At 59.8% G+C, this 18,126-nt stretch carries 15 protein-coding genes and 2 tRNA genes; 13 read left to right on the forward strand and 4 right to left on the reverse strand.

Annotated features, from left to right (window positions below; genetic code table 11):
* Positions 1–15: 15 nt before the first annotated feature.
* From hfq to EQV97_RS16920, 7 genes are all read left to right on the forward strand, one after another.
* Positions 16–276 carry an RNA chaperone Hfq gene (hfq, locus tag EQV97_RS16890; protein ID WP_007902656.1) on the forward strand — a complete coding sequence of 87 codons (261 nt, stop codon included), beginning with the start codon at positions 16–18 and terminating at the stop codon, positions 274–276.
* 12 nt (positions 277–288) lie between these two features.
* Entirely contained in the window at positions 289–1,590 is a 1,302-nt protein-coding gene (gene hflX, locus EQV97_RS16895; RefSeq protein ID WP_045061837.1) for a ribosome rescue GTPase HflX, read from the forward strand.
* A 96-nt stretch (positions 1,591–1,686) separates the two neighbouring features.
* The gene (gene hflK / locus EQV97_RS16900; protein WP_122841560.1) at positions 1,687–2,859 is read left to right on the forward strand and encodes an FtsH protease activity modulator HflK; all 1,173 of its coding nucleotides are present in this window, start codon (positions 1,687–1,689) and stop codon (positions 2,857–2,859) included.
* Positions 2,859–3,728 (forward strand): protease modulator HflC, encoded by an 870-nt coding sequence (gene hflC / locus EQV97_RS16905; RefSeq protein WP_045061835.1) that lies wholly within the window; start codon positions 2,859–2,861, stop codon positions 3,726–3,728. The genes hflK and hflC overlap by 1 nt, the downstream gene beginning before the upstream one ends.
* A 316-nt stretch (positions 3,729–4,044) precedes the next feature.
* Positions 4,045–5,232, forward strand: coding sequence for an ATP phosphoribosyltransferase regulatory subunit (locus tag EQV97_RS16910; RefSeq protein ID WP_225569350.1), 1,188 nt, complete (start codon positions 4,045–4,047; stop codon positions 5,230–5,232).
* Positions 5,233–5,286: 54 nt separating this feature from the next.
* Positions 5,287–6,576: an adenylosuccinate synthase gene (locus EQV97_RS16915; protein ID WP_045061833.1), complete on the forward strand. Its 1,290-nt coding sequence runs from the start codon at positions 5,287–5,289 to the stop codon at positions 6,574–6,576.
* 149 nt (positions 6,577–6,725) lie between these two features.
* Complete coding sequence (locus EQV97_RS16920; protein ID WP_122841562.1) at positions 6,726–8,660, forward strand: methyl-accepting chemotaxis protein; 1,935 nt, start codon at positions 6,726–6,728, stop codon at positions 8,658–8,660.
* Positions 8,661–8,783: 123 nt separating this feature from the next.
* Here the strand turns inward: EQV97_RS16920 and EQV97_RS16925 are convergent, their stop codons facing one another.
* From EQV97_RS16925 to EQV97_RS16940, 4 genes are all read right to left on the reverse strand, one after another.
* Positions 8,784–10,349 (reverse strand): iron ABC transporter permease, encoded by a 1,566-nt coding sequence (locus EQV97_RS16925; protein ID WP_122841563.1) that lies wholly within the window; start codon positions 10,347–10,349, stop codon positions 8,784–8,786.
* Entirely contained in the window at positions 10,349–11,359 is a 1,011-nt protein-coding gene (locus tag EQV97_RS16930; RefSeq protein WP_122841564.1) for an extracellular solute-binding protein, read from the reverse strand. The genes EQV97_RS16925 and EQV97_RS16930 overlap by 1 nt, the downstream gene beginning before the upstream one ends.
* Before the next feature lie 324 nt (positions 11,360–11,683).
* A tRNA-Leu gene (locus tag EQV97_RS16935) sits at positions 11,684–11,770 on the reverse strand.
* Positions 11,771–11,936: 166 nt separating this feature from the next.
* Positions 11,937–12,023 (reverse strand) — tRNA-Leu (locus tag EQV97_RS16940).
* A 223-nt stretch (positions 12,024–12,246) separates the two neighbouring features.
* Here EQV97_RS16940 and rnr point away from each other — a divergent pair.
* The 6 genes from rnr to rplI all read left to right on the forward strand — a co-directional run bounded on the left by rnr (position 12,247) and on the right by rplI (position 18,014).
* The gene (gene rnr, locus EQV97_RS16945; protein ID WP_240889296.1) at positions 12,247–14,877 is read left to right on the forward strand and encodes a ribonuclease R; all 2,631 of its coding nucleotides are present in this window, start codon (positions 12,247–12,249) and stop codon (positions 14,875–14,877) included.
* Complete coding sequence (rlmB, locus tag EQV97_RS16950) at positions 14,874–15,635, forward strand: 23S rRNA (guanosine(2251)-2'-O)-methyltransferase RlmB (RefSeq protein WP_225569352.1); 762 nt, start codon at positions 14,874–14,876, stop codon at positions 15,633–15,635. Before rnr ends, rlmB begins: the two co-directional genes overlap by 4 nt.
* Before the next feature lie 301 nt (positions 15,636–15,936).
* Complete coding sequence (gene rpsF / locus EQV97_RS16955) at positions 15,937–16,359, forward strand: 30S ribosomal protein S6 (protein WP_003217491.1); 423 nt, start codon at positions 15,937–15,939, stop codon at positions 16,357–16,359.
* A gap of 28 nt (positions 16,360–16,387) precedes the next feature.
* Positions 16,388–16,618, forward strand: a complete 231-nt coding sequence (gene rpsR, locus EQV97_RS16960; RefSeq protein WP_002551829.1) for a 30S ribosomal protein S18 — start codon at positions 16,388–16,390, stop codon at positions 16,616–16,618.
* Between the two features lie 36 nt (positions 16,619–16,654).
* The gene (locus tag EQV97_RS16965; protein ID WP_122841567.1) at positions 16,655–17,548 is read left to right on the forward strand and encodes a hypothetical protein; all 894 of its coding nucleotides are present in this window, start codon (positions 16,655–16,657) and stop codon (positions 17,546–17,548) included.
* A gap of 19 nt (positions 17,549–17,567) precedes the next feature.
* Entirely contained in the window at positions 17,568–18,014 is a 447-nt protein-coding gene (gene rplI, locus EQV97_RS16970; RefSeq protein ID WP_008035347.1) for a 50S ribosomal protein L9, read from the forward strand.
* Positions 18,015–18,126 lie beyond the last annotated feature (112 nt).

The following is an 18,126-nucleotide window of genomic DNA, read 5'->3' on the forward strand; positions in this document are numbered from 1 at the left end:
AAAGGAGTGCGGCACATGTCAAAAGGGCATTCGCTACAAGACCCTTACCTGAATACTTTACGTAAAGAGAAAGTTGGGGTTTCCATCTACCTGGTCAACGGGATCAAACTGCAAGGCACGATCGAGTCTTTCGACCAGTTCGTTATCCTGCTGAAGAACACCGTGAGCCAGATGGTTTACAAACACGCTATCTCGACAGTGGTGCCGGTTCGTCCAATTCGTCTGCCTAGCGCAACCGAATCCGAAGCGGGTGACGCTGAGCCAGGTAACGCCTGATAGGAGTCTCCTTTGTTCTTTGAGCGCCACGGTGGTGGTGAGCGAGTGATCCTCGTTCACTTGGATGGACAGGACCCTGAGGCGCGCGAAGATCCGCAGGAGTTTCAGGAGTTGGCTAATTCGGCCGGCGCCGAGACCGTTGCGTTTTTTAACGTGCCGCGTCATCGGCCAACCGCCAAATTCCTGATCGGCAGTGGCAAGGTCGAGGAACTGCGCGACCTGGTCCATGCCGAGAAGGCAGATCTGGTGATCTTCAATCACATCCTCACGCCGAGTCAGGAACGTAACCTCGAACGGGTTTTCGAGTGTCGCGTGATTGACCGCACCGGTCTGATTCTCGATATTTTCGCCCAGCGCGCCCGTACCCATGAAGGCAAGCTCCAGGTAGAACTGGCCCAGCTTGACCACATGAGCACCCGCCTGGTACGTGGCTGGACTCACCTTGAACGTCAAGGTGGCGGTATCGGCATGCGTGGCCCGGGTGAAACCCAACTGGAAACCGACCGCCGCCTGTTGCGGGTTCGCCTGCGTCAGATCAAGGGCCGGTTGGCAAAAGTGCGCAGCCAGCGCGAACAGTCGCGACGTGGCCGTACGCGCGCGGATATCCCTACCGTGTCTCTGGTGGGGTATACCAACGCCGGCAAGTCCACGCTCTTCAACAACGTGACGAAATCCGATGTGTATGCGGCTGACCAGCTGTTTGCCACCCTGGACCCGACCTTGCGCCGTCTGGAACTGGACGACCTGGGGCCGATCGTGCTGGCCGACACCGTGGGTTTCATTCGCCACTTGCCACACAAGCTGGTCGAGGCATTTCGGTCTACCCTCGAAGAGTCGAGCAACTCCGATCTGCTGTTGCACGTGATCGATGCGGCCGAGCCGGATCGCATGTTGCAGATCGAACAGGTGATGGTGGTGCTGGGCGAGATTGGTGCCCAGGACTTGCCGATCCTCGAGGTCTATAACAAACTCGATTTGCTTGAAGGCGTCGAGCCACAAATCCAGCGCGACGAAAACGGCAAGCCTCTAAGGGTCTGGTTGTCGGCGCGTGATGGCAGTGGCCTGGAGTTGCTGGAGCAAGCCATTGCCGAGTTGCTGGGCAGTGAGCTGTTTGTGGGTACCTTGCGCTTGCCGCAACGATTCGCTCGACTGCGTGCGCAGTTTTTCGACCTCGGTGCGGTGCAGAAAGAAGAATACGACGAAGAAGGGGTCAGCTTGCTGGCCGTTCGATTGCCGCGCTCGGAGCTCAATCGGCTGGTCAGCCGTGAAGGCGTTGTGCCGACAGAGTTCATCGAGCAACACACTTTGCAATAAAAGCCTGAGAAAGCGGTTGTGCCGCAGTCGCAGGCATTCTGTAGCATTGGTCGGCGCGCCGTGGGTGCGTCTTTGCTTTATCAGATGGAGAGCGCTATGGCTTGGAATGAGCCGGGTGGCAACTCGAATAATCAGGATCCTTGGGGTGGCAAGCGCCGCAATAACGGCGACCGCAAGGGACCACCGGATCTCGACGAGGCCTTCCGAAAGCTGCAGGAAAGCCTGAACGGGTTGTTCGGTGGTGGTAAGAAACGTGGTGATGACGGCGGCGGTTCGGGCAAAAGTGGCGGCTTCGGCGGCATACTTGGCGTCGTCCTCGTCGTGCTGGCGGCTGTGTGGCTGTACAGCGCGGTCTATGTCGTCGACGAGCAGGAGCAAGCCGTGGTGCTGCGCTTCGGCAAGTACTACGAAACGGTTGGCCCGGGCTTGAACATCTACTTCCCGCCAATCGATCGCAAGTACCTGGAAAACGTCACTCGTGAGCGTGCCTACACCAAACAGGGTCAAATGCTGACTGAAGACGAGAACATCGTCGAAGTGCCGCTGACCGTGCAGTACAAGATCAGCAACCTGCAGGACTTCGTGCTGAGCGTCGATCAGCCGGAAATCAGCCTGCAGCACGCGACTGAAAGCGCCTTGCGCCATGTGGTGGGTTCCACCGCCATGGACCAGGTACTGACCGAAGGTCGTGAGTTGATGGCCAGCGAAATCAAGGAGCGCCTGCAACGTTTCATGGATACCTATCGCACCGGTATTACCGTTACCCAGGTCAACGTACAGAGCGCAGCGGCACCGCGTGAAGTGCAGGAAGCCTTCGATGACGTGATCCGTGCCCGTGAAGACGAGCAGCGTTCGCGCAACCAGGCTGAAACCTATGCCAACGGCGTCGTGCCGGAAGCCCGTGGTCAGGCCCAGCGCATCCTTGAAGATGCCAACGGCTACCGTGACGAAACCGTCTCGCGCGCCAAGGGTGAGGCAGATCGCTTCACCAAACTGGTCAGCGAGTATCGCAAGGCACCTGAAGTTACCCGCGAGCGTCTGTATCTGGACACCATGCAGGAAGTCTTCAGCAATACCAGCAAGGTTCTCGTGACCGGTAACAAGAACGGCCAGAGCAATCTGCTGTACTTGCCGCTGGACAAGATGATTGACAGTGGTCGCAGCACCAGCGCTCCGGTGACGGGCGCAGCAGCCACCAGCAATGAAGCGAATGCGCGTGCAGCAGCTGATCTGCAGCAACAGCAGGCACGTACCAGGGAGAGTCGCTGATGAGCAATAAATCGCTGATCGCCCTTATTGTCGTGGTCGTCGTGGCGATCGCTGCCTGGAACTGCTTCTACATCGTGGCTCAGACCGAGCGTGCGGTGTTGCTGCAGTTCGGTCGCGTGGTCCAGGCTGACGTTCAGCCGGGCCTGCATGTGAAAGTGCCTTACGTTAACCAGGTGCGCAAATTCGACGCACGCCTGATGACGCTGGATGCACCGACACAACGTTTCCTGACGCTGGAAAAGAAAGCCGTCATGGTCGATGCCTACGCCAAGTGGCGCGTGAAAGATGCCGAGCGCTTCTACACCGCAACCTCCGGCCTCAAGCAGATCGCTGACGAGCGTCTGTCCCGTCGTCTGGAATCGGGCCTGCGTGACCAGTTCGGTAAGCGCACGTTGCACGAGGTTGTCTCGGGCGAGCGTGATGCGTTGATGTCTGACATCACCGCTTCGCTGAACAAGATGGCCGAAAAAGAGCTGGGCATCGAAGTTGTCGATGTTCGGGTCAAGGCCATCGACCTGCCGAAGGAAGTGAACCGCAGCGTATTCGAACGCATGAGTTCGGAGCGTGAGCGTGAAGCTCGCGAGCACCGCGCCAAAGGTAACGAACTGGCTGAAGGCATCCGTGCCGACGCTGATCGTCAGCGTCGAGTGCTGCTGGCTGAAGCCTATCGTGAATCTGAAGAGGTTCGCGGTGACGGCGACGCCCAGGCGGCGGCGATCTATTCCAAGGCCTACGGCCAGGACCAGGAGTTCTACGGTTTCTATCGTAGCCTGCGAGCCTACCGTGAAAGCTTCGCGAACAAATCCGACGTCATGGTCCTCGACCCAAGCAGCGACTTCTTCCGTTACCTGGAAAAAGCCAAGCCTTGATACGGCGTTGACCTGAATCGTCCCCCGCCTGGCGGCTAAAGCCTCGGGCGGGGTGATCCTTTGGGAAAACGTGTGTATGATGCGGCAGCCGGGAAATTCCCGGCTTTTTTGCGTCTGCACGTTTGATTGCTGTTTTTATGCAGGCACCCGAGTTGAACGACTCGACAGGTTTTTCGAGGGAAATGACAGGCGAAGCCGATTACAGGCTTTTCGCCCTGTTGTTCATGCGCGCTGATTTGCGCATGAGCCGGTCATTTTCTGCTTCACTCAAGGCTCGCCCAACGGCTGGCCGCCCGGATCATAGGGGAATGGCGTAATGGCAACGGTAGACCGCTGGCTGCTGCCAGATGGCATCGAAGAAGTACTGCCACCGGAGGCAGCGCGCATTGAAGTAGCGCGCCGCCAGGTGTTGGATCTGTTCCAGAGCTGGGGTTACGAGTTTGTCGTGACTCCCCATATCGAGTACCTGGAATCCCTGCTGACCGGCGCGGGCCAGGACCTCGATCTGCGTACCTTCAAGGTCATCGACCCGCAGTCGGGGCGGCAGATGGGCTTTCGTGCCGACATCACGCCGCAGGTGGCGCGCATCGATGCGCACACCCTGCGTCGCGAAGGCCCGAGCCGCCTGTGCTATGCCGGCAGCGTCCTGCATGCGCAGCCGCGCGCCTTGTCGTCCTCGCGCAGCCCGATTCAGCTGGGCGCCGAACTGTACGGCGACGGTAGCCCGAGCAGCGACGTGGAAGTCATCAGCCTGATGCTGGCCATGCTGCAACTGGCCGATGTGCCGGACGTGCACATGGACCTGGGGCATGTAGGCATTTACCGTGGCCTGGCGCGCGCCGCCGGTTTGTCCGGTGAAGTCGAGCAGCAGTTGTTCGACGCGCTGCAACGCAAGGCCATCGACGAGGTCATTACGTTGACCGAGGGCTTGCCTGCCGATTTGTCGGGCATGCTGCGTGCGTTGGTCGACCTGTGCGGCGGGCGTGAAGTGCTGGAAGCGGCCCGTGAGCGCCTGGCTCATGCGCCGGCGCCGGTACTGGCTGCACTGGACGACCTGCTGGCAATTGCCGAACGGCTGTCCGTGCGCTTCCCGGAGTTACCGCTGTATTTCGACCTGGGCGAATTGCGTGGTTACCACTACCACACCGGTGTGGTGTTTGCCGTATTCGTGCCGGGTGTTGGCCAGTCCATCGCCCAGGGCGGTCGTTACGACGACATCGGCGCCGACTTCGGTCGTGCCCGCCCGGCCACCGGCTTCTCCACCGATTTGAAAACCCTGGTGACCCTGGGGCGTGCTGAGATCGAGCTACCGTCTGGCGGTATCTGGATGCCTGACAGTACGGATGCGGCACTCTGGCAGCAGGTTTGCCAGTTGCGCAGTGAGGGTCAGCGTGTCGTTCAGGCGTTGCCTGGGCAACCTTTGGCCGCCGCCCGTGAAGCGGACTGCGACCGGCAATTGATTCAGCAGAACGGGCTGTGGCAAGTATCGCCATTGGCTTCTTGAGTTTTCCTGTCGGCCCGTGGCCGGCACCAAGTTTGCGCGAAGAGGACAAGTGTTATGGGTAAGAATGTCGTAGTCCTGGGCACCCAATGGGGTGATGAGGGCAAAGGCAAGATCGTTGATCTGCTGACCGAACATGCTGCCGCCGTAGTGCGCTACCAAGGTGGCCACAACGCGGGTCACACCCTGGTGATCGACGGCGAAAAAACCGTCTTGCACCTGATCCCGTCGGGCGTGCTGCGCGAAGGCGTGCAGTGCCTGATCGGCAACGGCGTGGTGGTTGCACCTGACGCCCTGCTGCGTGAGATCACCAAGCTGGAAGAGAAAGGCGTACCGGTGCGTGAGCGCCTGCGTATCAGCCCGTCCTGCCCGCTGATCCTGTCCTTCCACGTTGCGCTGGACCAGGCCCGTGAAAAAGCCCGTGGCGAGCTGAAGATCGGCACCACCGGTCGCGGCATCGGCCCGGCTTACGAAGACAAGGTCGCACGTCGCGGCCTGCGTGTGGGCGACCTGCTCAACATGCCGCGCTTTGAAGACAAACTGCGTGAACTGGTGGACTACCACAACTTCATGCTGGTGGGTTACTACAAAGAGCCAGCCATCGAGTTCGACAAGACCCTGGCCGAGTGCAAGGAATACGCTGAGCTGCTCAAGCCGCTGATGCTGGATGTGACTGCCGAACTGCACGACCTGCGTCGCGCTGGCAAAGACATCATGTTTGAAGGCGCCCAAGGCTCGCTGCTCGACATCGACCACGGTACCTACCCGTACGTGACCAGCTCCAACACCACCGCTGGTGGCGTGGCGACTGGTTCGGGTGTTGGTCCCATGTTCCTGGACTACATCCTGGGCATCACCAAGGCCTACACCACTCGCGTAGGTTCGGGTCCTTTCCCGACTGAACTGTTCGACGAAGTCGGTGCGCACCTGGCCAAACAAGGCCACGAGTTCGGCGCGACTACCGGCCGTGCCCGCCGTTGTGGCTGGTTCGACGCCGTTATCCTGCGTCGTGCTATCGATGTGAACAGCATCTCGGGCATCTGCCTGACCAAGCTGGACGTACTCGACGGCCTGCAAACCATCAATATCTGCGTCGGCTACCAGGATGCAGAAGGTAAGGACGTGGCTCCAACCGACGCTGACAGCTACGTGGGCCTGGTGCCTGTGTACGAAGAAGTGCCGGGCTGGACCGAGTCGACCGTGGGTGCCAAAACCCTTGAAGAACTGCCAGCTAACGCCCGTGCCTACATCAAGCGTGTTGAAGAGCTGATCGGCGCGCCGATCGACATTATTTCGACAGGTCCGGACCGCAACGAAACCATCGTTCTGCGTCACCCGTTCGCTTAATAAGCTATTGATGTAAAACACAAAGGCCCCTTAATTGGGGCCTTTGTCGTTTCTGCTCTGCCGGCGGCATGACCTTTGCTGTGATCTTCATTAAGTGCATCTTTTGTGGGGTGCCATCAATTTAATGGCGTCAAGCAGAGGGATTCCTAGTGTCAGCCGTTCTCTCATTGTTACAAAGCCGTTTGTTGCGGCCCGTGTTCGTTACCCTCGGTATCGCTCTTTTGGTGCAAGTACTGGTAGCCGTAGCCCTGACACGGAGCACGGTGACTGCGCTGGAAGCTGATTTGGCTGTGCGCCTGGGCGCCGACAGTCAAAAGCTGTCCGGCGAGCTCGAGCAGGCCGGGCGTGAGGTCACGTCGAGTCTCGACAACCTTTCCACCAGCACGCGTCAGCGTCTCACGGCGGGTTTGTCCTCGAAACTGGAAGAGGAACAGGCGCAGCTGCGCGCAACCCTGGAAAAGGATCTCAAGGATTCCGCCAACGACATGGCTCAGCTGCTGGCCTCGGTCGCACCCCGTGCCATGTGGGACAGCGACGTACCGACACTCTCGGAGTTCGCCCGCCGGGCGCAGCGCAACCCCAACGTGCTGTTTGTGGTGTATGACGACGCCACCGGGCAGCACCTCACGCGTTATCTGAACCGTGAGAACCCGATCAACAAGGCCCTGCTGGAAAAAGGCCAGGGCGAGCGCGCGCTGGACAAGGTGCTGGATGCGGCAAAGAACGATCCATCGGTTTACTACCTCGAGGCCTCGATCAACCCCAATGGGGTGGAAATCGGCAAGGTCCTGATGGGCGTCTCGACAGCCTCGGTTGAAGCCGACCTGGCAGCCCTCGACAAGCGCTTCTCGGCGTTGATCGGCAGCAGCGACCAACTGGTCGCCGACAGCCTCAAGGGCGCCGCCGCCGACAGCGCCACGGCCATGCGTGCGCGCCTGCAGTCGGCGCAATCGACCGCATCGGACATGAAAGCCAACACCGCCGCCACTGTGCAGGAGGCGGCGGGTACATTGCGCTGGCGCATAGGCATGAGCCTGGCCGTGGTTGGCTTTGGTGTGCTGCTGTTACTGGCGGTCGTGCTCGGCCGGCGTGTGGTCAACCGTCTGAAGCTGCTGATTGCCGCCATGGACGACCTCGCGGCGGGTGAGGGCGACCTGACCAAGCGCGTGCAGATCAGCAGCAGGGATGAAATCGGCGACATGGCCTCGGCGGTCAACCGCTTCGTCGACAAGTTGCAACCCATCGTGCGCGAAGCCGGGGATGTGGCTCAGCGCACTGGCGTGGAAATCGGCGCGATGACCCTGCGCAATGCAGGGGCTGATGCGGCGGCGGGGATGCAGCGCGATGAAGTGGCCGAGAGCCTGCGGGCACTCTCGCAAATGGCCGATGAAGCGCAGTCGGAAAGTCATGCGATGCAGGCCGCCTTGCAGCAGGTGGTGGACATTCGCTCGGCGACCGATGAGAACACCCGGACCTCGGCAAAAGTCGGCAGCCTGATCGAGGCGCTGGCCGGGCAGGTCGATACCGGGGCCAAGGTGATCGAGCGCCTGGCGCTGCAGAGCGAGCAGATTGAAGTGGTATTGACGGTGATCCACGGGATCGCCGAGCAAACCAACCTGTTGGCGCTCAATGCGGCCATCGAGGCGGCCCGTGCCGGGGAAACCGGTCGCGGGTTTGCGGTGGTGGCAGATGAGGTGCGGGCGTTGGCCAGCAAGACCCAGAGCTCAACCGGTGACATTCAGGCGCATATCGTCGCCCTGCAGCAAGGCGCACGCGAGGCTGTGGCCGCGATTGGCCAGGCTGGGCGCCAGGCCAATGAAGGATTGCTGGTACTGCGTGACAGTGCGCGTTTGCAGCAGTCGGTGCAGGCCTCGGTTGAACAGGTGCATGCGGCCATCGGCCTGGCAACGCAGGCGGCGGCTCACCAGGCGCAAGGCGCGCAGGCGGTGCGGGGACGGGTTGAAACGATTCATGCCCAAGCGGAGAAGGCCGCTCAGGCGGTGGTCGAGACCACCGCCAGCGGCAAGGTGCTGGATGGTTTGGCGGCGCAGCTGAAGGCAAGCCTGGGGCAGTTCAGGGCTTAGATTTTGTACTGGCAGGTCTGACGCTATCGCGGGCAAGCCCGCTCCCACAGTGACTGCTGTTGAGCACAGATTGTGTGTTCACCGAAGAAGACTGTGGGGGCGGGCTTGCCCGCGATAGCGGTCTCAGCGGCTCAGATACATCCGGGTAGTTAACAAATACACCGGCAACCCCGACACCAGAATCAACAACGCCGCATAAGGCGCTGCCGCCGCGAATTCCACATTCGCGGTATGCGCCCACACTTCAGTCGCCAGCGTATTGAGCCCGGTCGGGCTCAACAGCAGCGTGGCCGTCAGCTCCTTCATCGCGTCCAGGAACACCAGGGCAAACGCCGCTCCCAGCGCCGGGAAAATGATCGGCAACGTCACCCGGCAAAACGCGCTGAAGGACGACGCTCCCAGCGTGCGAGCCGCCTCTTCCAGCTGCGGCGCAGCCTTGTTCAATGCCGTGCGGATCGGTGCCTGGGCCAGCGGTAGAAACAGCAGCGCATAAGCGATCAGCAGCAATGCCGAAGTCTGGTACAGCACCGGTACGTAGTGCAGGGCGAAATACACCAGCGTCAGTGCGATCACCAGGCCTGGCAACGCATGCAGCAGGTAGGGCAGGCGCTCGGCCCAGATCGCCAGCCGGCCCTTGTAGCGCACCACCAGCAAGCCCACCGGCACTGCCAGCACAAGACACAGCGCCGCGCCGCCCAGCGAAAGAGCAAGCGATGACAGCAGCGCCTCGCTGATCGCTGCTACGGGAAAGGCCGCCGACGAACCTACCGCCAGCCAGTACGCCAGCATCCCCAAAGGAATGCCGCTGCCAATGATTGCCAGCATCAGGCAGTACGCCTGTCCCACGACAGCCCAAGGCCCCAGGCGAACCTGCGCAGCCTGTCGCGCCGCGCCCTGGCCGGTGCGCACATGTCGACCCTTGCCGCGCACTTTAAGCTCGAGCCAGAGCAGTATCAGGCACAGCGCCAGCAGTACCGCCGAAAGCATTGCCGCGTTGGCGTTGCTGAATTCGAGCTCGAACTGCTGGTAGATCGCTGTAGTGAAAGTCTGCAGGCCAATGATCGACAGGGCGCCGAACTCCACCAGCATGTGCAAGGCAATCAGCAGGGAACCTGCGAGTAAAGACGGCCATAGCAGCGGCAGCGTGACCCGGAAAAACACGCCCCAGCGATTCTGCCCGAGGGTACGGGCGGACTCCTCCAGGGACGGGTCCAGATTGCGCAAGGTGGCAGCGACGGGCAGGAAGATCAGCGGGTACTTGGACAGGGTCATCACCAGAATCGCCCCGCCCAGGCCTTCAAAGCTTGCGCTCAGGGACACCCAGGTGAAACTGCTGACGAACGCGGGTACCGCGAATGGCAGGCACAGAATCACCCCCCACAGCCGCCGGCCCGGCAGGTTGCTGCGTTCCAGCAGCCAGGCCAGCGACAGGCCGATCACCCCACAGGCGACCGTCACGCCGACCATCAGTGCCAGGGTATTGCGCAGCAGGCCGAACACATACGGCCGCCAGAGCAAGTGCAGCGCTTCGGCCCAGCCGGCCTGCCAGGTTTTGAGGCCGACATACACCAGCGGTAGAAGGCTGAGCACAACCAGTAGCAAAACCGGCAGTAACAGCCAGATAGAAGGCCGCTTGCGACGCGGCACATAACCCCCGCGCGAGGCGGGGGCGGATAACGATGCGCTCATCAGTTCAAGCCAACGTCACGTTCCAGGTCCAGTGCTTCTTCGGCATTGCCGAGGTCGGCGGGGGTGACTTTCGGTGCTTCCAGCTCGCTGAACGGCTTGAGGCCGCGGTCCGATTGCATGCCTTTGTGGAGCGGGTACTCGGCGGTGGTCTGGGTGATCACGCGCTGGCCTTCTTCGCTCGCCATGTAGGCCAGCAATTGCTGGGCTTCCTTGGGATGCTTGCTGGATTTGAGCACGGCTGCGCTGGAAACGGTGATCAGCCCGCCGACGTCACCGCCGGTGAAGTAATGCAGTTTGGAGTCCAGCTGGCCTTTTTCCCGCTGCAGGGCAAACCAGTAGTAGTTGTTCACCAGCACGGTAGCGACTTCGCCGTTTTCAACAGCCTTGAGGGCGACCATGTTGTTGCTGTACGTCTTGCCGAATGCGCGCAGGCCAGTCAGCCATTCTTCGGCGGCGTCCATACCGTGCACCTTGATGATGGCGACTGCCTGTTCCTGGAATGCGCCGCTGGTGGGCACGAAGCCGACTTTGCCTTGCCATTTCGGGTCGGAGAATTCCATCACCGACTTGGGCAGGTCTTTTTCGTCGATCAGCTTGGGGTTGTAGGCGACTACACGAACCCGGGCGGTGATGCCGATCCAGGTGCCGTCCGCGGCAACATAGTCCTTGGGCAGCACGGCGAGGGTGGCCGCATCGGCAGGCGCGAGCACGCCCTGTTGCCCGAGTTTGTTCAGCGGAGGCGATTCTTCGGTGTAGATCACGTCGGCAGGGGAGCGCTCGCCCTCTTCGACAACCTGGCTGGCCAGCTGGTTGCTGCTGCCCTTGCGCACATTGACGTGAATGCCAGTCTTGGCTTCGAAGGCCTTGGCGACGGCGTCGCCCACTTCCTTGTGTTGACCGTTATAGAGTGTCAGGGAAACTGGATCAGCAGCCTGGGTGAGGGGAGTGGCGATTGCCAGGCCGAGCAGGGTGATGGTCAGGCCGCGGCGCAGGGTATTTCGAAGCATCATTCGCAGGGTTCCTCACTGTCGCATTGCAAAAACTTGAAACAATGATAAACGATATTGTTTCTCAAGTGCGCTTTGCGGGGGTGGGAATGCCTGTGCGGGAAAAGGGCGAATGCACGCCAACCCACCGTAGGAGCTGCCGAAGGCTGCGATCTTTTGATCTTCAGCGACTTCAGATCAGTCAACAATCAAGATCAAAAGATCGCAGCCTTCGGCAGCTCCTACAGAGGAATTGATGCCGAATTACAGATTTCAGGAAGCCAGAAACGCAAAAACCCGCTTTCGCGGGTTTTTGTGAAACCCAAGGCCGAAACCTTGGATTTGAATTGGTGCCCAGAAGAAGACTCGAACTTCCACGACCTTGCGGTCACCAGCACCTGAAGCTGGCGTGTCTACCAATTTCACCATCTGGGCATAATCTTCAGCGTTGCCGCTGTTGATGTGGCGCACTATACGGAGAGCTTTTTGATCTGTAAACCCCTGATTTAATTTTAATAAATCAAAAGCTTATAATGCAAAAAACCCGCTTTCGCGGGTTTTTGTGCGAGTCTTGAAATTGATCTAATCTCAAGCTCGAAATTGGTGCCCAGAAGAAGACTCGAACTTCCACGACCTTGCGGTCACCAGCACCTGAAGCTGGCGTGTCTACCAATTTCACCATCTGGGCAGTATCGGCAACGTCTCCGTCGTCGATGGCGCGCACTATACGGAGCGTCTTTTTAACTGTAAACCCCTGGCATCAAAAAAACCTGCAAAATGTTACCAGTGGCATTTAAATCGGCGTTGAGGTGTCGATAAAGGGCTTTGAACAGGCTCTCGCAGCCTGAAATTTCCCGTTTCATTACGCCTATGCCAAACTAACCGCATATAGACAAGGTGAAAACTCTCTAATGGCCGATTGGCAGTCCCTCGATCCCGAGGCCGCTCGTGAAGCGGAAAAATATGAAAACCCTATTCCTAGCCGCGAACTGATCCTTCAGCATCTTGCTGATCGGGGTTCGCCTGCTAACCGCGAGCAACTGGTCGAAGAGTTTGGTCTGACCACAGAAGACCAGATCGAAGCCCTGCGCCGCCGCCTGCGCGCCATGGAGCGCGACGCCCAACTCATCTACACCCGTCGTGGCACCTATGCGCCGGTGGACAAGCTCGACTTGATCCTCGGCCGCATCAGTGGTCACCGGGACGGCTTCGGCTTCCTGGTGCCGGATGACGGCAGTGACGACCTGTTCATGAGCCCGGCGCAAATGCGCCTGGTGTTCGACGGTGATCGTGCACTGGCCCGTGTTTCCGGCCTGGATCGTCGTGGTCGCCGCGAAGGCATGATCGTCGAAGTGGTGTCCCGTGCCCACGAGACCATCGTCGGTCGTTACTTCGAAGAAGGTGGTATCGGCTTCGTGGTCGCGGACAACCCGAAAATCCAGCAGGAAGTGCTGGTCACACCGGGCCGTAATGCCAATGCCAAGATCGGTCAGTTCGTTGAAGTGAAGATCACCCACTGGCCGACCCCACGCTTCCAGCCACAAGGCGATGTGGTCGAGGTCGTGGGCAACTACATGGCGCCGGGTATGGAAATCGACGTCGCCCTGCGTGCGTACGATATCCCGCACGTCTGGCCTGAAGCGGTGTTGAAAGAAGCCGCCAAGCTCAAGCCTGAAGTCGAAGAGAAAGACAAAGAGAAGCGCATCGACCTGCGCCATCTGCCGTTCGTCACCATTGACGGTGAAGACGCGCGCGACTTCGATGATGCCGTTTACTGTGAAGCCAGGCCGGGCAAGCTGCGCCTGTTCTCCGGCGGCTGGAAGTTGTACGTGGCAATTGCCGACGTCTCCAGCTACGTGAAAATCGGCTCGGCCCTGGATAACGAATCCCAGGTTCGGGGCAACTCGGTGTACTTCCCCGAGCGCGTGATTCCGATGCTGCCGGAGCAGCTGTCCAACGGCCTGTGCTCGCTGAACCCGCACGTCGATCGCCTGGCCATGGTTTGCGAGATGACCATCTCCAAAACCGGCGAGATGACTGACTACTGCTTCTACGAGGCCGTGATCCACTCCCACGCCCGCCTGACCTACAACAAGGTCAGCGCGATGCTGGAAACGCCGAAACTCACCGAGGCGCGTCAGCTTCGCGGCGAGTACAACGATGTCCTGCCGCACCTCAAGCAGCTTTACGCGCTTTACAAAGTGCTGCTGGGCGCGCGTCACGTGCGCGGCGCGATCGATTTCGAAACCCAGGAAACCCGGATTATCTTCGGCACCGAGCGCAAGATTGCCGAAATCCGTCCTACCGTGCGTAACGATGCGCACAAGCTGATCGAGGAGTGCATGCTGGCGGCCAACGTGGCCACCGCAGAGTTCCTCAAGAAGCACGAAATTCCGGCTCTGTATCGCGTTCACAACGGTCCGCCACCGGAGCGTCTGGAAAAACTGCGCGCGTTCCTGGGTGAGCTTGGCCTGTCCCTGCACAAAGGCAAGGACGGCCCGTCGCCGAAGGATTACCAGGCGTTGCTGGCCAGCATCAAGGACCGTCCGGATTTCCACCTGATCCAGACCGTCATGCTGCGTTCCCTGAGTCAGGCGGTGTATAGCGCTGATAACCAGGGCCACTTCGGCCTGAATTACGAAGCCTATACCCACTTCACTTCGCCGATCCGCCGCTACCCGGACCTGCTCACGCACCGGGCGATCCGCAGTGTCATCCATTCGAAGCAGGACACCCCGCACGTTCGCCGTGCTGGCGCGATGACCATTCCGAAAGCGCGGATCTATCCGTACGACGAAGCCGCCCTCGAGCAGCTCGGCGAGCAATGCTCGATGAGTGAGCGCCGCGCCGACGAAGCGACCCGCGACGTAGTGAACTGGCTCAAGTGCGAGTTCATGAAGGATCGCGTGGGTGAATCGTTCCCGGGTGTGATCACCGCCGTGACCGGTTTTGGCCTGTTCGTCGAGCTGACCGATATCTACGTCGAAGGCCTGGTGCACGTCACTGCGCTGCCGGGGGATTACTACCACTTCGATCCAGTGCACCACCGCCTCGCCGGTGAGCGCACCGGTCGCAGCTTCCGCCTTGGCGATACCGTTGAAGTGCGCGTGATGCGCGTTGACCTCGACGAGCGCAAGATCGACTTCGAGATGGCTGAAAAAACCATCAGCGCGCCAATCGGCCGCAAGAAGCGCGGAACTGAAAAAACCGAGCCAGCCAGCAAGTCCACGGCTAAAACCGTTGCCGAGCCGGCTGCCGCGAAAACCGGCCGTCGTCCAGCGAAGGAGAAGGCTGTCGAAGCCTATCGTCCGAGCGATGCGGCGGCAAAAAATGCCGAGCTGCGTAAAAGTCGTGAATTGAAGCAGGCATTGCTGTCTGAAGCGAAAAGCGGCGGTAAAGCGGCGTCTGGGGGAAAGACCGGACGGTCGGCGCCTGACAAGGCTCCCGGCAGCAAGCCAAGCAAACACCGTAAAGGCCCGCCAAAAGCGGGCTCGGCCCCAGCCAAAAGCGGCGGGGCGCGTAAACCTAAGGCCAAGTCATGAGTCAGTTGGAAAAAATCTACGGCGTACATGCCGTAGAAGCGCTGCTGCGCCATCACCCGAAACGCGTCAAGCAGATCTGGTTGGCAGAAGGTCGCAGCGACCCGCGGGTGAAAACCCTGATCGAACTCGCTGCCGAGAATCGCGTAGCGGTCGGCAATGCCGAGCGTCGCGAGCTCGACGCCTGGGTTGAGGGTGTACACCAGGGCGTGGTGGCGGATGTGAGTCCGAGCCAGGTCTGGGGTGAGGCGATGCTGGACGAGCTGCTCGATCGCACCGACGGCGCACCACTGCTGCTGGTGCTCGACGGCGTAACCGACCCGCACAACCTTGGCGCCTGCCTGCGTTCGGCCGATGCGGCCGGAGCGCTGGCGGTGATCGTGCCGAAGGACAAGTCAGCCACCTTGACCCCGACAGTGCGCAAGGTCGCCTGTGGCGCAGCGGAAGTGATTCCGCTGGTTGCAGTGACCAACCTCGCGCGCACGCTTGAAAAGCTCAAGCAGCGTGGCTTGTGGGTTGTCGGCACGGCGGGCGAGGCCGAACAGAGCCTGTATCAACAGGACATGACCGGCCCGACTATCCTGATCATGGGTGCAGAAGGCAGCGGCATGCGTCGCCTGACCCGCGACCTGTGCGATTACCTTGTGCACCTGCCGATGGCCGGCAGCGTCAGCAGCCTCAACGTATCCGTGGCAACGGGCGTGTGCCTGTTCGAAGCCCAGCGCCAGCGTAGCGTCAAGGCGGCCACCAAAAAGTCCTGATACTCCGCAGGCCCCGTAGGAGCTGCCGAAGGCTGCGATCTTTTGATCTTGCTTTAAAAACAAAATCAAAAGATCGCAGCCTCGTTTCACTCGGCAGCTCCTACAGATGTTCGGAACGGCGTCCGGGTGATTGTTCAAATAATCACCAATTACCTTGCACCTCTTGCGCCCCTTCTCTACAATTGCGCCCCTTGCTGTGACGGCAGGCACGCATGTGTCTATCGCAAGCAAGTCCATAAGTGTCATTCACTCCTTGTCTGACCGCTTTTGAGCGGCAGGCTACAACCCGTAAGGAGCATTCATGCGTCATTACGAAATCATCTTTTTGGTCCACCCGGATCAAAGCGAGCAAGTCGGCGGCATGGTTGAGCGTTACACCAAGCTGATCGAAGAAGACGGCGGCAAAATCCACCGTCTGGAAGATTGGGGCCGTCGTCAACTGGCCTACGCAATCAACAATGTTCACAAGGCTCACTACGTGATGCTGAACGTTGAGTGCACTGGCAAGGCCCTGGCCGAGCTGGAAGACAACTTCCGCTACAACGATGCAGTGATCCGTAACCTGGTCATCCGTCGCGAAGAAGCCGTTACCGGCCAATCCGAGATGCTCAAGGCTGAAGAAAACCGCAGTGAGCGCCGTGAGCGTCGCGACCGTCCTGAGCACGAAGGCGCTGAAAGCGCTGATAGTGATGACAGCGACAACAGCGATAACGCTGACGAGTAATCCACGGACCTTTTGAGGAGCCTATTACATGGCACGTTTCTTCCGTCGTCGTAAATTCTGCCGCTTCACCGCTGAAGACGTGAAAGAGATCGATTACAAAGATCTCAACACTCTGAAAGCCTACGTATCCGAGACCGGCAAAATTGTTCCAAGCCGCATCACCGGTACCAAAGCTCGTTATCAGCGTCAGCTGGCCACCGCTATCAAGCGCGCCCGCTTCCTGGCCCTGCTGGCCTACACCGACAGCCACGGCCGCTGAGACCGGGCAGTCGACTCGTAGCAAAGGATTGAATGCATGCGTGCCATAGCTGAGTTCATCATGCGCGGCCGTATGCAGGCCACTCTGGTAGTGGCTGGATGCGCGGCATTGCCGTTGTTGTATTGGTTGGGTGCTGCCGCGGGATGCTTCGTGCTCCTGCGGCGCGGATTGAAGGACGCGACGAGCGTTCTTGCTCTGGGACTGCTGCCGGCCCTGGTCTGGTGGCTTTATGCCGATGACCCTCGCTCACTTCTGGTGCTGCTGGGGTCTTGGAGCCTTGCGTTGGTTTTGCGCGCAAGTGAGTCCTGGAACCGCGTGCTGCTGGTCAGCATAGCGATGGGAGTGGTGTTTTCAGTGGTGCTGGGGATCGCTTTTGGTCCCCAGATCGAGATGCTGGCGCAGGCCTTGATAAAGGTCATGCCGTCGCTACTCGGTGATGTCTACCAGAAGTTGTCGGTAGACGAGCAAGCGCATTTTGCGTCCCTGATTGCACCGGTCCTGACCGGCCTGATTGCGGCCTTGTTGCAAATCGTCAGTGTGCTGAGCCTGATTGTCGGGCGCTACTGGCAGGCGTTGTTGTACAACCCGGGTGGTTTTGGTCGCGAATTTCGCGCCATCCGATTCCCGCTTCTACCAGCGATGTTGCTGCTGGCGTGCATGCTTCTGGGGCCGAACATCGGTCCACAGATGGCTATGCTGACGCCGTTGTGCAGTGTACCGCTGGTGTTTGCCGCACTGTCCCTGATGCATGGGCTGGTAGCGCAGAAGCGATTGGCCAGGTTCTGGCTGGTGGGGTTGTACGTCACGCTGTTGCTGTTCATGCAGCTGATCTATCCGTTGCTGGTGGTCTTGGCCATCGTCGACAGCCTGATTGATTTTCGCGGTCGTCTGGCGCCGAAAGACGCCGATAACGCGAACGGTGAAGGTTAAAAGTTAAGAGGATTTTCACATGCAACTGATCCTTCTGGAAAAAGTCACCAACCTGGGCAACCTGGGTGACAAAGTGAACGTTAAGGCTGGTTACGGTCGTAACTACCTGCTGCCTTACGGCAAAGCTACCGCTGCGACCCCAGCCAACCTGGCTGCGTTCGAAGAGCGTCGCGCTGAGCTGGAAAAAGCCGCAGCAGACCGTAAAACTTCGGCTGAAAGCCGTGCCGCCCAACTGGCTGAGCTGGAAGTGACTATCACTGCCACCGCTGGTGACGAAGGCAAGCTGTTCGGTTCGATCGGCACCCACGACATCGCTGATGCACTGACCGCCTCTGGCGTTGAAGTTGCAAAAAGCGAAGTTCGTCTGCCGAACGGCACCATCCGCAACGTAGGCGAATTCGACGTGGCCGTGCACCTGCACGCCGAAGTTGAAGCCACCGTACGCGTTGTCGTGGTAGCAGCTTAAGCAGCACTTGTCGGCTGGCACCCTTGGGTGCTTGCCGGTAACATCGGGCACGATCCTGTTTACAGGTCGTGCCCTTTGTCTTTCTGCAGTTCCTGTTTTTCACAAACCTATT

It is taken from the genome of Pseudomonas sp. TMW22090, assembly GCF_022496665.1.
Taxonomy (GTDB): domain Bacteria; phylum Pseudomonadota; class Gammaproteobacteria; order Pseudomonadales; family Pseudomonadaceae; genus Aquipseudomonas; species Aquipseudomonas gregormendelii.